17 protein-coding genes are annotated in these 13,516 nt (G+C 41.1%); 15 read left to right on the forward strand and 2 right to left on the reverse strand.

The window, feature by feature from the left end; all coding sequences use genetic code 11:
- Entirely contained in the window at positions 1–2,490 is a 2,490-nt protein-coding gene (locus tag QZ488_RS07480; protein WP_293747213.1) for a LamG domain-containing protein, read from the forward strand.
- Positions 2,491–2,503: 13 nt separating this feature from the next.
- Positions 2,504–4,093, forward strand: a complete 1,590-nt coding sequence (locus QZ488_RS07485) for a general secretion pathway protein GspF (protein WP_293747214.1) — start codon at positions 2,504–2,506, stop codon at positions 4,091–4,093.
- A 30-nt stretch (positions 4,094–4,123) separates the two neighbouring features.
- On the opposite strand, the gene QZ488_RS07490 is transcribed toward QZ488_RS07485, so the two are convergent.
- Positions 4,124–5,095 carry an integron integrase gene (locus QZ488_RS07490; RefSeq protein WP_293747215.1) on the reverse strand — a complete coding sequence of 324 codons (972 nt, stop codon included), beginning with the start codon at positions 5,093–5,095 and terminating at the stop codon, positions 4,124–4,126.
- 458 nt (positions 5,096–5,553) lie between these two features.
- Between QZ488_RS07490 and QZ488_RS07495 the strand changes: the two genes are divergently transcribed.
- The 11 genes from QZ488_RS07495 (at position 5,554) to QZ488_RS07545 (ending at position 11,327) form a co-directional block, all read left to right on the forward strand.
- Positions 5,554–5,763, forward strand: coding sequence for a YcxB family protein (locus QZ488_RS07495; protein WP_293747216.1), 210 nt, complete (start codon positions 5,554–5,556; stop codon positions 5,761–5,763).
- A gap of 69 nt (positions 5,764–5,832) precedes the next feature.
- A complete protein-coding gene (locus tag QZ488_RS07500; RefSeq protein ID WP_293747217.1) occupies positions 5,833–6,216 on the forward strand; it encodes a hypothetical protein in 384 nt (127 codons plus the stop codon).
- Between the two features lie 708 nt (positions 6,217–6,924).
- Entirely contained in the window at positions 6,925–7,206 is a 282-nt protein-coding gene (locus QZ488_RS07505) for a hypothetical protein (RefSeq protein ID WP_293747218.1), read from the forward strand.
- Between the two features lie 110 nt (positions 7,207–7,316).
- Positions 7,317–7,751 (forward strand): hypothetical protein, encoded by a 435-nt coding sequence (locus QZ488_RS07510; RefSeq protein WP_293747219.1) that lies wholly within the window; start codon positions 7,317–7,319, stop codon positions 7,749–7,751.
- A 106-nt stretch (positions 7,752–7,857) separates the two neighbouring features.
- Positions 7,858–8,304 carry a hypothetical protein gene (locus tag QZ488_RS07515; RefSeq protein ID WP_293747220.1) on the forward strand — a complete coding sequence of 149 codons (447 nt, stop codon included), beginning with the start codon at positions 7,858–7,860 and terminating at the stop codon, positions 8,302–8,304.
- A gap of 227 nt (positions 8,305–8,531) precedes the next feature.
- Positions 8,532–8,771, forward strand: a complete 240-nt coding sequence (locus QZ488_RS07520) for a hypothetical protein (RefSeq protein WP_293747221.1) — start codon at positions 8,532–8,534, stop codon at positions 8,769–8,771.
- A gap of 104 nt (positions 8,772–8,875) precedes the next feature.
- Positions 8,876–9,430: a PH domain-containing protein gene (locus QZ488_RS07525; RefSeq protein ID WP_293747222.1), complete on the forward strand. Its 555-nt coding sequence runs from the start codon at positions 8,876–8,878 to the stop codon at positions 9,428–9,430.
- 123 nt (positions 9,431–9,553) lie between these two features.
- Positions 9,554–9,925 carry a hypothetical protein gene (locus QZ488_RS07530; protein ID WP_293747223.1) on the forward strand — a complete coding sequence of 124 codons (372 nt, stop codon included), beginning with the start codon at positions 9,554–9,556 and terminating at the stop codon, positions 9,923–9,925.
- Positions 9,926–10,015: 90 nt separating this feature from the next.
- Positions 10,016–10,414 (forward strand): hypothetical protein, encoded by a 399-nt coding sequence (locus QZ488_RS07535; protein WP_293747224.1) that lies wholly within the window; start codon positions 10,016–10,018, stop codon positions 10,412–10,414.
- A 111-nt stretch (positions 10,415–10,525) separates the two neighbouring features.
- On the forward strand, positions 10,526–11,035 hold the full coding sequence (locus QZ488_RS07540; RefSeq protein WP_293747225.1) for an RDD family protein: 510 nt from the start codon (positions 10,526–10,528) through the stop codon (positions 11,033–11,035).
- A gap of 106 nt (positions 11,036–11,141) precedes the next feature.
- Complete coding sequence (locus tag QZ488_RS07545) at positions 11,142–11,327, forward strand: SEC-C metal-binding domain-containing protein (RefSeq protein WP_081589039.1); 186 nt, start codon at positions 11,142–11,144, stop codon at positions 11,325–11,327.
- Positions 11,328–11,481: 154 nt separating this feature from the next.
- On the opposite strand, the gene QZ488_RS07550 is transcribed toward QZ488_RS07545, so the two are convergent.
- Positions 11,482–12,249: a glutathione S-transferase family protein gene (locus QZ488_RS07550; protein ID WP_293747226.1), complete on the reverse strand. Its 768-nt coding sequence runs from the start codon at positions 12,247–12,249 to the stop codon at positions 11,482–11,484.
- Between the two features lie 90 nt (positions 12,250–12,339).
- Here QZ488_RS07550 and QZ488_RS07555 point away from each other — a divergent pair, with 90 nt between their 5' ends.
- Positions 12,340–12,957 carry a TetR/AcrR family transcriptional regulator gene (locus QZ488_RS07555; protein WP_293747227.1) on the forward strand — a complete coding sequence of 206 codons (618 nt, stop codon included), beginning with the start codon at positions 12,340–12,342 and terminating at the stop codon, positions 12,955–12,957.
- A gap of 138 nt (positions 12,958–13,095) precedes the next feature.
- Complete coding sequence (locus tag QZ488_RS07560; protein WP_293747228.1) at positions 13,096–13,398, forward strand: hypothetical protein; 303 nt, start codon at positions 13,096–13,098, stop codon at positions 13,396–13,398.
- Positions 13,399–13,516: the final 118 nt, after the last annotated feature.

Raw genomic sequence — 13,516 nt, forward strand, 5'->3', positions numbered from 1 at the left:
ATGCGCAATGACATAACTTTTTTACCTACAATCAAGCTACATAAACACCTTACAATATTAGGTTTAGCGTTAACTGCTTCATTGTTAACGGCGTGTGGTGGTGGCACGGCTGATGTAATACAAACACCCGCTCCCGCTCCTCAAGAAAACGCGCCCATTACCTATTCTGGCCCTGTTGCATCCACACCAGACGTAACGCAGTTTAAATTAGAGCTATGGGACAATATAAGCTCGCAAGAACGATGCGGTGCCTGCCATGTACAAGATGAACAAACACCAGCTTTTGCTCGTAACGATGACATTAACTTGGCGTACAGCGCGGCAAACCCATTAGTCAATTTTTCCTCGCCAGAAGAGTCTAGCTTAGTCACAAAAGTAGCGGGTGGGCACAACTGTTGGTTAACTAGCGACGCCGCTTGCGCAGACATAATGACAACTTGGATAAGCAACTGGGCAGCCACAGAAAGTACCGCTAACGAAATACAGCTAGAAGCACCTACTGCCAAAGATCCTGGCGCGAATAAAAACTTTCCAGCAGACGCGCAACTGTTTGCCGACACTGTGTATCCATTATTAGAAACCTACTGTGCTAATTGCCACACCAATTCAGCCACCATTTCAATTTCACCTTACTTTGCGTCGAGCGATATTGATGAAGCCTATGAAGCATCCAAAGCGCGGCTCAATCTGGACTTACCGGCTAACTCTCGTTTTGTAGGCAGGGTCCGAGACGAGTTTCATAATTGTTGGAGCGATTGCACCAGCAATGCGAATGATCTTATCAGCGCTATTCAAAACATGGCTGACGGCATTGATCTCACCGAATTAGATGGGCTGTTAATCAACAGCAAAGCACTCACCCTATTTGATGGCACACTTGCTACAGGTGGCGGGCGTTTTGAAAATGATGTGATAGCCAAATGGGAATTCAAAACGGGATCTGGCACTACCGCATTTGATACCAGTGGTGTTGAGCCAGCCATTAATCTGACCTTAAATGGCGACGTGAACTGGATAGGCGGTTGGGGTATCCAATTAATTAATGGCAAAGCCCAAGGTTCAACCACTAGCAGTAAAAAAATACATGACTTAGTCACAGCGACAGGCGAATTTTCGATTGAAGCATGGGTAGTACCAGCCAATGTTACCCAAGAAGGACCCGCTAGGATCATCAGTTATTCTGGCGGTGCTACCACCCGTAACTTTACCTTAGGGCAAACCCTGTATAACTACGATTATTTGCTACGCACCGACAAAACAAATTTAGACGGGCAACCGGCGTTATCCACTGCCGATGCGACAGAAGTGTTACAAGCCAGTTTGCAACATGTAGTCGTGAATTACGATTCGACCAATGGCAGACAAATATTTGTGAATGGCCAATATACCGGTGATGCAGACAATACCGAAGTAGGACACTTTGCAGACTGGAACAACAGTTACGCCTTTGTATTAGGCAATGAAGTGTCGGGTGACATTCCTTGGGCAGGCTCTATCAGAATGGTGGCTATTCATAACCGTATATTAAGCGCCGAACAGGTGACCCAAAACTTTGATGTAGGCATAGGCCAAAAATTCTTGTTGTTGTTTGAAGTCAGCGAAATCACCAATATTGCACAAAGTTATGTGGTGTTGGAGGTCAGTCAATTTGATAGTTACAGCTACCTCTTTAGCGAACCATTTTTTGTCACCTTAGATAGCAATGCCAGTATCCCAGACACACCGTTAAAAGGTATGCGGATTGGGATTAATGGCCGCGAATCGAATGTAGGTCAGGTGTATCAAAACCTCGATACCCAGCTGACTCAAGCCGATTATATCTCGGGACAAGGACAACCATTATCAACTTTAGGCACCATTATCCCAGTGGAGAAAGGCGCTGGGGTGGATGAGTTTTTCTTAACATTTGAAGTATTAGCTGAGCAAACAAACGTTGTGGTAGAAGCGGATCCTCCAGCACCCGCCGCCAATGTAGATATAGCAGCACAAGCACAAATCGGCATGCGTAATTTTGCCGAAATTAATGCCAGCATGTCGACAGTTACAACTGTGCCCATGAACAACCCTGCGGTTAAAAGTGCCTTTGAACAGTTAAAACAACAACTGCCTGCAGTCACTAACATGGACGGATTTTTAGCCTCGAATCAGATGGCGGTCACCCAAATGGCGATTAAATATTGCGATCAATTAATTGAGATTGACAACCTAAGAGACAATTATTTTACTGGTTTTGATTTTACTCAAAATGCCTCTGTGGCGTTTACCAATCAAGACAGAAGTTTAGTACTCACCCCCTTAACCACAATGATGTTGGGTACGAGTCTTAATGACCAACCAGACAACACCGACGTTTTCGATGAATTAGATAATTTAATCACCCGTTTAACCGATTGCAGTGGTGACAAAGTGTGTGATGCCAACTACACCAAAACAGTCGTCAAAGCAGTGTGTGCCGGTGCTTTAGGCAGCGCTGCCATTACTTTGCAATAAAAGGTAAATAAAGATGAAAAACAACAAACCAATTGGCTTAAACGATCCTCTTTATCATGCCTGCCACGCTAAACCTGTTACCCGACGTGACTTTATCGCTCAAGGTTTTATGGCTGGTATGGGCACTGCACTGAGTGGTTCGGTATTCAGTTTATTTGCCAACCCGGGTAAAGCCCATGCGAGTTTATCGCCAGACTTAGAAGCACTAAAAAGTAGTTGTGGTATTGCTACCCAAGGCGCTGGGAAAATTCCTTTTATTGTGTTTGATTTAGCCGGTGGCGCAAATATTTCTGGCTCCAATGTATTAGTAGGTGGTCGTGGTGGACAATTAGACTTTCTGAGTACCGCTGGATATAGCAAACTTGGTTTGCCCGGCGATGTTATTCCCTCGATTGCTAATCCAGATACGGGTTTAAGTGATTTTATCAATACCGAACTAGGTTTAGCGTTTCATTCAGACAGTGCGTTTTTAAGAGGCATTCAGGATAAATTGAATGTGACTAATCGCGCCAATGTAAACGGTGCCGTTATACCTGCCCGTTCTGAAAATGATACTGGCAATAACCCGCATAACCCTATGTATGGCATTAATAAAGTAGGCTCTGATGGTTCGTTATTAACCTTAATTGGCTCCCGTAATTCAGACTCTGGTGGTAACTCTATGGCACCAGCGGCCATGATCGATACCTCCAAACGCCCCACCAAAGTCGACCGACCGTCTGATGTAACAGGCTTGGTCGACACAGGGGATTTAGTTGGTTTATTAAGCCAGCAAGATTCGGTCGCGGTAATGGAGTCAATTCAACGGATTAGCGCCATGAAGCTGGGCAAAGTCAACACCCAAATCACCACTGACGATGTATTAAAAGACTTGGTTAATTGTGGTTACGTTAAAAGTGCAGATATCACCGATAGATTTGGCGATCCGTCTTCCCTTAATCCTGAGCTGGATGCCGACATAGTCGGTGAAAATGGCATTTTTACCCAACAAGAGTTCGACAGCGATGGCGAATTTAGAAAAACCGCCTCCACAATGAAACTAGTGATCAACGGTTTTGCCGGCGCTGGCACCATCACTATGGGTGGTTTTGATTACCATACGGGTGATAGATCAACAGGTGAAGTACGGGACTTACGCGCCGGGCGCTGCATGGGCGCATGTTTAGAATATGCAGCACGCGTAGGTGTGCCTTTGATGATGTATGTGTGCAGTGATGGCTCGGTAGCCAGTAACGGTATGATTGACGATTCAGTGAATGGCCGAGGAAAAGGCGTGTGGACCGGCGATAACTCATCTACCGCATCCTCGTTCTTTTTAGTCTACAACCCAGGTGGCACACCACAATTAATCGGCGCTACACCAGATACCCAAGCCCAACACCAACAAATTGGTTACATGCGTAACGATGCATCAGTCGAAACCGCCGCAACACCCGCCGCTAACAACGTTAACTTGTTGGTTGAAACAGTCATTTTGAATTATATGGCGCTGCATGGTGAACAAGGCAATTTTGACAATTTCTTCCCTCAGAATGGTTTGGGTAGTTCTGTTTTAAAGGATAGTTTGACTACGTTTGAGCCAATAGTGAATGGCGTGATTTAAATAATTAGGATCACATTCTATAAGCCCAATCTAACTGCATAATCGAGATAAAGGGCTGACTACCGAATTACCGCCACGTTGTAAAATGTGGGTATATATTTGAGTGGTACGTAAATCGGCATGGCCTAATTGATCTTGCACTGTACGAATGTCGGCGCCTGATTGCAGTAAGTGGGTGGCGAATGAGTGGCGTAGGGTGTGTGGGGTGACGTGTTTTTGGATCTTTGCTTTAAATGCAGCGCTACGAACACTTTTTTGTACCGTTGTTTCATCACTATGGTGTCTGCGCAGGAGTTTACTCTCGGGATCAATTGACAGTTTTATACTTGGGAACAAGTATTGCCAAGGTAACGTTTTAATTGCGCTTTGATACTTAATTCTAAGCCGATTGGGTAAATAAACCCCTGCATATTCAGGATGAGCGAGATCGGATTGTAAGTATTGTTCTACTAATACAATTTGGCTACGTATCGCCTGATGTAACTCAGGTGCCAAAGTCACCACTCTGTGCCGCCCTCCTTTTCCGTACCAAATCTTTAAACAGGAATAATCAAAATCAACGTCTTTTACTCTTAACCGAACCGCTTCCATTAATCTTAGGCCACTGCCATAAAGCAGCGATATCAGCAGTCTATGTTTAGCATTAACAAATTCAAAAAGGCTTTTCACTTCTTCAAACGTTAATACTACGGGCAGCTTTGCTTGTCGGTTACTTTTCATGAAATTCAATTTAATTCTCAGTGGTTTTTTAATTATTTCCTTGTATAGAAAAACCAACGCATTGAGCGCACTAGCTTGGGTACTTGGTGCCGAATCTAATTTAAATACCATATAATTCAAAAATTGCTCGACTTCGTTATCTCCCATTTGTGCAGGATGTCGTTTTTGATGAAAACAGATAAAGCGATAAATCCAATGAATATAACTTTCAATTGTTTTCTTCGCATAGTGCCGTTGATACATCGATTCAGATACATGAGTTAAAAAAGGAGACTTTTTCATATTTTTGGAACCAAATTAACTGTATTTACATACAGTTATAGTGTCTAACCCGTATATATGCAAGATCACGGGTAAATGCCGTATATCCGCAGTGAAGTTAATTTAAGATCTGGAAAACTCTATAAGTTGTAATAACTTAACGTCTATGTATAGAATAGGGGCAAATTTATATACGGCAAAAGCCCGTGTTTAAACACGGGCTTTTGCGTGTTATTAATATTGTTAGATTTCTTGGTGGTTCAGTGATAATTGAGTTTTCTGTGAGTTACACCCTCGAAGAGTACTGCTCTATTGTTGGAGACTACTGCATACACGTACTTCAAGAAAAAGATAGAGAAAAACATTTGGAGAAAGCTGTGAATGCTAGATATCTAGTTAGGCCGTTGCGTTTCTTAATCCGAACGGTTGCATCCATATTTTTTTACTTTAAAAAACGTGAGATGCCGGTGTGTGAGTTCATGATAACCGAATCAGATATATCCCGAAAAACCAAACAAGGCACACTTACGGTTTCTTGGAGTGAATTGACAGAGATATATCAATCATCCGAGGGGTTGATACTGATTGACGATGATGGAGGATTGCCAATACCTTTTCGATGTATATCATCGACAGAAAAAGATTGGATAGTAGAAATATACGAGCGTGCGAGATCTATAGAAATCTAACAAACCAATTAATCCGACCTCAACTCGCTGCGCTCTTTTCGTCGGCTTATTGGGGTGTTATACCCCTATATGAAAATTCGAAGATGCATTTATATCAAAGTATACAAAGGGTACTTCGTTACTCGCCTTCAGGGTTGCACTGAAGAAAAGAAATACTTGTGTAGTGGCCTCAATCACCCAAGAACACTTGCTGGCGATTGGCGAGAATTGGAAAAGGTAATATCAGAAATAATAAAGTACTACGGGCCAGTTTATAATCGACTAATTAAGCCAATCGTTCTTTTCCACTTTGTTACAAAACAAGAAGGTGGATACACTTCGTCAGAGCTACGGACATTTCAAGAAATTGGGCGTTCGTCGGGTGCTAACTTTTGTTTGATGTGTGAAGACAAATACGGCCCATTAAATAATGAGCAACTTAGTTCTATTTTTAAGCATGCTGATGGGGTATAACAAAAACATAATGGTGGGAATTTTACTCGCTGAAAAAGCGCTCCCAAAATCCCCATATGTTAAGCGTTAGGCATAAAGGAAAAGTTTTGAGCAGCATTAAATGGAGTTATTTTTTAACCGTCTTTCAAGTGACTCTCGGGATAGTATATTTTTCTGCGGGACTAAGTAAATTATTCCCCAGCTTCCCTAATATCATTGGTCCTGTTTGGCTAATAGATGAATTATCAAAATATAGTTTAGGCTTGTTCGGTTATTTTATTGCAATAATGCAAACACTAGTAGGTGGTTTGTTACTCATAAGTCGTTTTCGTTTAATTGCAAGCCTAATGCTACTCCCAATGCATATGTGTGTCTTAATAATCCCATTTTCACTTGGTTGGCAAGGCACTCAGTATATAAATGTTTTTTTCCTTTTCATGTTGCTATCACTATTGTTTAGCGATCGTAAAAAGATATATTCCTTAATAAACTCTAAGCCAGTGTCACTAAGTTTAGCTTCGAATAAATTGTATATAAGTACATTTGTTCTGACTTGGTTTTTTGCAATTTTTTTAAAGTATGGATTTGGGCACTAATTATGCCTAACAAACGCATCAAACCTGACTCCGCAAGCAGGCCGGTTTTTTGCAAAACACACGGCGCAAAAAAGCGTCCAACTTGCTCCGCTGTTTATGCGAAGCGTTATAAGCACATGGAAGCCTGCGTTCAATGAATAAATATAAGTTGAGGTTGATTGGTATTTTGGTGATTCAGTTGATCATTACACTAATACACAATACCTCCTCAAATAATTTTGACGCTTCAAACTTCTACCATCTTGAGAATTGGACATATTGGCTTGGAATGGGCTGGGGTATTTTTGCTATTGTCTATGCTATAAAGTTGGCCTGCCCTCACTGTGGCGCAAAGCAAGTATTACGTGGCCTAAGTGTATTCTCGTTGCGTTGGCCGCAAGATCAATGTCATAAATGTGGTGCCAAAATTGAATAGTGCTTATAACAAAAACATCATGGTGGGAATTTTACTCGCTGGTAAAGCGCTCCTAAAATCCCCATATGTTAAGCGTTATGTCGCCAATCATTTTAGCTAGGGAGAAACGATTGAAGTTTCTATCGATTATAGTTTTAGCGTTTATTTCACTTATAACCGAAGCTAGGGAAATGGAAGTTGAATGGCCTAATTTGGCTGCTCTTAACCCTTCACAAATTGAAGCTGATGCGAGAGAGTTCCTACTGGATAAAAAGCCAGAACTGGCGAATATGGGAGTTAAACTTGTCCAAATAGACATCAACTATTTCAGAAAAACGCCTGAACTAACGGCAACATTCGTCCATAAAAATTCGATGAAGCACATAAGTCAAAACACGACTTTAGGGTCGCCTAATCCATGGGGAATAAATCACTATATGGAGTTTGTGATTGTTTCATTCCCTCTAAATGATGGGCTAGTGGAGATTAGTTATAATGAAAGCTTACTCACAAATGACGAACAAGAATCAAAAGAGTTGTTTGAAAAGTATTATGATGACTACTGATGTGCATTCAGGACATAACAAGCCAAGTCAGCGGGAATTTCACTCGTTGAAAAACACTCACAAAATCCCCTGCTTGGGGCGTTATACGTCTATGGAGTTCACGTAAATGTCATCGATTTCAGATGGAGTTTTATTCGAAACATTCAGAGCGGTTGGGTCTGCATTTTTACGTGAGGCGCATGTAGATCTAACCTTTGACGCTAAGTTTAATGAAAATCGTGAATATTGGAATGGTTTAACTCAAGGATTAACGCTTTCAACTTTTTGCCATTTGGTTGAAACGGAATATGGAAATAAAGATAATTTCAGAAGCCAATTAAAAATAGCTATCCACAAAGAAATTTTAGATATTCTTTTCTATATTAGAAACTCTTTTATCCATTGTAATTGGGATATCTCAAAACTTAACTTTAAAAATCAAGAAGAAAAGATACGGAATTTTGTTATTAATAATCCTTACCTAGATTCAAGCTTCGATTTACAGGTCGAAGACAACATAGTTAAATGTAATAATTACGAACCTATATGTCGCATGTTGCTAAATGACGTATAACAAGAAAAATCAACAAGGACAGATACTGCTTGGCTTTTGTCACTTCGTTCCAAAATTATAGCCAAGCAATATTTGCCCGTTATTTTGGCGTTAGGTGTTCAGGGAATTTTGTTAAATATATTAGCTCTATAATGCTTTCGTTCGCCTTGTTTATGACATTTGTAGCAAATTATCAATTTGAGCAAGACACTTCAGGACAGCTATTAACAAAGACTTTAAGTATATTTATGAGGCTCTTCTCTAAGCCACCAGAAGGTCCTTCGATGATGGCGACGCCTTTTTATCAAGATAATCAGTTTGCAACTTTTGTAGTCATATTTATTTCAACAGCGTTTTTGTTGTTTGTGTGCGCTAAAGAGTCACAAACAATCTGGCGTTCTGGTAAAAATAAAAAATCTGCATATTTGTTAACATTATCAGCGGCAATTTTGTTTTTTAACGTTAGGCTAGCAATATGGAACACCTAACAAATTTATTAAATATCGTTACGGCCAAAAAACGGCCTCCACTGGACGCGCAAAAAACGCGCGCCGTTTATAAAAAGCGTTAGGCTTCTTGGAGAATTGGAAGGTTGGAACCAGATTATTCAAACTACTCTATCGAAGAACTAGAAGAGGCTTTGGCCTCAATTGATAAAAATGCATACCCAGACCGGACAAAAATACTTGAGAAGGAGTTATCAATACGACAAGGTTGGTCGGGCCAGCGACAAACAGAGGTATCATTACCATACTATTGGACTTCGACGGGTAGAAACCTTTTTTTTGTTATCTTTTTTAGCGGCCTCGCATTTCTTTCTTATTCAAGTTTTTCGGACAAAAGCCTTGAAGGTGTAATAACTTTTATTATTAGCACTGCTTGCTTAATTTTTTATGGGACTGCCCTTTACCAAAAAAGTGGTTGGGTTCACGTGGACGATAATGGGATTTCCTATCAAAATATTTGGGGTAATAAACAGGTTCCATGGAGTGACATCTCTGGCTGTTATATTAGATATATACGATTTACTAAAATCGTATATATCGTGGGCAAAAACGGTGGCGAAAAAATGTTACCCATCGTTGGCTGGAAAGCACAAGAGATAAATAACATTGTAAACACCGAAATTCAGCGTAGAGAAGCCTAACAAGTGCCGCAATTCGCTCGTAAACTCGCTCGGACAATTAACAATGGGCTATTGTCGCTGCGCTCAATATTTTAGCCCATTATTAATTGCCGCTTAGGCAGGCGTTAACTGCCAACGAGAGTCATGGAAGAATTTAAGCATAATCACATTCCGAAGAAGACGCGCATTTTCAATATGATATGGGCCTGCACCCTCATATTTTTGGCTATATATGGTTGGTTGTCTGGCAGCTTTTATTTTCCGGGTCGGGTTGGTAGTAATGGTGTTACGTTCACCAATTTAGGTTTGATTTTATTCATTTGCGCTTTAATCACCGCAGCCATAAATGCTCTTTTGGTAGTTGTAGACCACTACGATAAGCGTAACAATGAAACACAATACAAAACCTTTTCTCGGTATCTTAATATCTTTGGTGTCATTGTCATTATCAGCGCTTTTGGTTATCAATATGTTTATAGTCAAAAGCCAGTGGTAGTAATTAGCAATGGCAGTTAACAAAAACATCATGGTGGGAATTTTACTCGCTGAAAAAGCGCTCCTAAAATCCCCATATGTTAAGCGTTAGAGGTCAGCGAAGGTAATGGAATGACCAGCGATAATAAAAAAATCATGAGATTCGGGTTGTATATTATTACTACGATTTTTTCGCTGATTTATGTTTTTTACGAAGAATCTGAAACCGAAAAAAACCTCAGTGAAGTCTTTGACAATAAAATATTTGGAATTCAAGGAGTAACTACGAAGGTTACTCACTTTTCTAATATGAACACTAATATATCGATCAAATTTGAATCTAATGGCCTCCCTGAGATTGCATCAAGCTACAAGCCAGGCATTCTAGCTTTCGTTTGCACTCACCCATTTTTCAAAGAAGAACTGCTAAAAGGCAAATTCATTGACTTTGATATGTCTGCATTTGATAGAGCAGACGGTAAGCATGTGAATATGAAAATAGACGGGGGGCGTTGTAAATATGACCTCTAACAAAAACATTATTTCGTTCGTAAGCTCACTGGGACAATTACTCACTGGCTGGCGCTTCGCGCAGTATAGCCAGCAAGTAATTGCCCCATATGTTAAGCGTTAGAGGCACTCATGGTTGAGTATAAATATAAAACGTTTTGGCCTAGATTTTGGGCGGGATTAATCGATGGATTGATTTTTATGCCAATGGCACTTTTTAGCGATTGGCTGTTTGGGTTGGAACTGAATGGTGTAGTTAATTTTATTTATTATGCCCTTGTTCATACGTTAAGTTATTACTTTTACTCGGTCTACATGCACGGTAAGTTTGGTCAAACTATCGGTAAAATGCTTCTGAAAATTAAAGTCTCAAAAGTAGGTGGGGAACCGTTTACTTATAAAAGAGCACTATACCGAGATAGTGTAATTATAGGCGCTTCTATTATAATTTTGTTTATTGAGGCAGGGCCTATCTTAAATGGTATCAATCCATTTTTAGCAGCCGAAGGTAGCCAAGCGTTTCAAGTGCTCATTTGGATACAAATTGCTTGGTTTATGATGGAGTTCATTACTATGTTAACCAATAACAAAAGAAGAGCTGTTCACGACTTTATTGCAGGGTCAGTGGTTACGCGCCTCTAACAAACAAATCATGACAGGGACGCGAAAAAGCCGCGCCCCATATTTGAAGCGTTATATTTATTTTTTAGGGTCAACGTAAAAATTTTAAAAGAGAGTTGAAGTTAATATGAATGAAAACAGTACAATATTATCCGATGAATTACTTGAAGGTAATGAGCCTAGTTGCAGTAACACAAGTTGTTGCCCACCTAAAAGTCCTATTGTAAGGGCGACTCCAAAAGTTGGGCGTAACGATCCTTGTATTTGTGGTAACGGGCGTAAATATAAGAAATGTTGCGGGAAAAATGCATAAAATTTCCTTGTGCGTTCAAAATATAACAAACAAATCATGGCAGGGACGCGAAAAAGCCGCGCCCCATATTTGAATTGTTATGCTTCCAAATTACCTACGAACAGTCGCTACTCAGTTTGATCCACGGATTCATTCAAAAGCTTAATACTAGAAATTAGGTAAGAGCCTCAGCGAGAGAATTGACCTGCATTTTGTCAGCTGCCAGTGCTGGGTTATTCGGCAAATGTTGAGAAACGCGCTTCAACCAGCCCTTGATAACCGGGTGCTTCGCCGCGCTTAACTCTTCCTCCAACCCAAACATGTAGTTAAATACGAGTTGTGGAAAGACAGCAAAATCAAGCATGGTTGGCTGATTTAGCCCCCCCATATAGGGGCCTTCACCAATGTGCTCAACGAGTTCTGAAAGAATGCGAACTTGCATGTCCTCATGGCTCTCAGTGAGATCCATATGTTGGCCCATGTGCTGTATGAAAGGCGCTTTCCGAAGCCCCACTGGCCAAATAAGGCGTACCGGCCAAGGCAGGGGGGTATCCGCGCTCACTAACGCTGCCAGACGCCATGCTCTGCGCAAAAACTGAGTGGTAATGTTGCCATCAATCGCGCGCCTGAAAAGACTTATGAGGAACGTATCGCTTATCCAACGATCAATTTCGTCTATTTTTGCCCGATGCTCCAAGGGGTAAAGCGGTTTTCCTGGAAAGAGTTCATCCAACCAAAGGGCATGATCAGAGGACTCGCGTTTCCATTCACCATCCACTTCCAGCACAGGTACCTGTGTGCCGTTGGTGTGACCAATGGTGGCCTTGGGTTTGATTGGGTTAACCGGAACGTGGGAGAAATCAATCCCTTTGTAGTAAAGAAAACACGCAGTTTTTCGAACGTAAGGGCTAGTGGCATATCCAAAAAGCTTTACTTTTGGCATAGGTGCTCCGTTGGTGAAGTGAATTGCTATTAAGTAGTGCTCCCTATAATATGAGCTATCACTCAGTTTAAATACTCGGATTGAACGCTTATGCTAGGGATAAAATCTAAGTCATTGTTTGAGCTTAAGAAACTTCCTAAACAGCGTCGCTCAAAAGCAACTGTCGAGGCCATTCTGGAAGCAGCTACTCAGTTATTACTTGAGATTGGTTATGACAAAACTAGCACTAATCGGATCGCGGGGCGGGCGGGTGCGAGTATAGGATCTCTGTATGAGTATTTTCCTGGGAAGGAGGCGATATTTGCAGAAATTAGGCGTAGAGAAGACGCTAAGATATACCGCGCGAGCGCTCAAAATGCTGTTCCCGACACCATTAGCGATATGCTTCGATTGCATATCACTGCCTATGTTGATTTTGTGCGCTCAAACTTAGACTTGCATGTGGCTCTTATACGCGAGGTACCTCAATTTGCAGTCGCAAATGCCGAAGCCGAGCTTCTGCGGATCTATTTGCCGCTGTCTACAAAAGAGCTAAAGGAACGCAAGCAGCAACTTCGCAAAAACCGATCGCCCTCATTTGCGACCGAATTTATAATCCGTGTTGTTAGAGGAACGATTAGTGAATATGCCCTTTATGCTCCAGAGCATCTAAATGATAGGTTCACTGAAAATTTATTGGATATGCTGGAGGGTTATTTGGTTGGCTGATGTATATCCGTTCGATTGCCGGCAGAGTGATTTGAGATAGTTGATGAGAGACTGCACATCGATGGGCATAACAAATCAAGCAAGCGGGGCGCCTCGATCGGCGCACCTTCTTGAGGCGTTATAAGCAACGGTAACCCAATGACTAAGAAACCCGAAATACCAAAGAATTTTTATAGAGACTATGGAATTATCATTTTATGTTCTGTAATTTCTGGAGGATTTTTTTATTGGTCCGAAATGGATTTTCTTTTTCGTTTCGTTCCGCTCGTTATTGTCACTATGGTTCCTCCATTCTACTTTCGTAACTATTACGCAGAGTTAAGCTTGTATAAGAGACCTAAAGTAAATGTTCAGCCGTCCCAACAAAAGCCTTCGAAAGTAAATGAAAATATTGCTAAATATATAGCAATGCAAAAAGAACGAAAAGCTAATGCAAAGTAGTGGCAGTTTTGGATTTAATGCATATAACGCCAAATAAACAAGACATATATGGACGCTCCCGTGATGTCAACGTAATACCTGCCTCTTCGTGCTGATTTTCAGCATGAATTACGCTTTA

The sequence above is a fragment of the uncultured Paraglaciecola sp. genome, assembly GCF_913020055.1.
Classification (GTDB): Bacteria; Pseudomonadota; Gammaproteobacteria; order Enterobacterales; family Alteromonadaceae; genus Paraglaciecola.

Coding starts and splice junctions, on each gene's coding strand:
- QZ488_RS07555 (WP_293747227.1), top strand. CDS start 12,340: ATGCTAGGGATAAAATCTAAGTCATTGTTTGAGCTTAAGAAACTTCCT.
- QZ488_RS07485 (WP_293747214.1), top strand. CDS start 2,504: ATGAAAAACAACAAACCAATTGGCTTAAACGATCCTCTTTATCATGCC.
- QZ488_RS07500 (WP_293747217.1), top strand. CDS start 5,833: ATGAAAATTCGAAGATGCATTTATATCAAAGTATACAAAGGGTACTTC.
- QZ488_RS07480 (WP_293747213.1), top strand. CDS start 1: ATGCGCAATGACATAACTTTTTTACCTACAATCAAGCTACATAAACAC.
- QZ488_RS07515 (WP_293747220.1), top strand. CDS start 7,858: ATGTCATCGATTTCAGATGGAGTTTTATTCGAAACATTCAGAGCGGTT.
- QZ488_RS07560 (WP_293747228.1), top strand. CDS start 13,096: ATGACTAAGAAACCCGAAATACCAAAGAATTTTTATAGAGACTATGGA.
- QZ488_RS07550 (WP_293747226.1), bottom strand. CDS start 12,249: ATGCCAAAAGTAAAGCTTTTTGGATATGCCACTAGCCCTTACGTTCGA.
- QZ488_RS07495 (WP_293747216.1), top strand. CDS start 5,554: ATGATAACCGAATCAGATATATCCCGAAAAACCAAACAAGGCACACTT.
- QZ488_RS07520 (WP_293747221.1), top strand. CDS start 8,532: ATGAGGCTCTTCTCTAAGCCACCAGAAGGTCCTTCGATGATGGCGACG.
- QZ488_RS07535 (WP_293747224.1), top strand. CDS start 10,016: ATGACCAGCGATAATAAAAAAATCATGAGATTCGGGTTGTATATTATT.
- QZ488_RS07530 (WP_293747223.1), top strand. CDS start 9,554: ATGGAAGAATTTAAGCATAATCACATTCCGAAGAAGACGCGCATTTTC.
- QZ488_RS07505 (WP_293747218.1), top strand. CDS start 6,925: ATGAATAAATATAAGTTGAGGTTGATTGGTATTTTGGTGATTCAGTTG.
- QZ488_RS07545 (WP_081589039.1), top strand. CDS start 11,142: ATGAATGAAAACAGTACAATATTATCCGATGAATTACTTGAAGGTAAT.
- QZ488_RS07540 (WP_293747225.1), top strand. CDS start 10,526: ATGGTTGAGTATAAATATAAAACGTTTTGGCCTAGATTTTGGGCGGGA.
- QZ488_RS07490 (WP_293747215.1), bottom strand. CDS start 5,095: ATGAAAAAGTCTCCTTTTTTAACTCATGTATCTGAATCGATGTATCAA.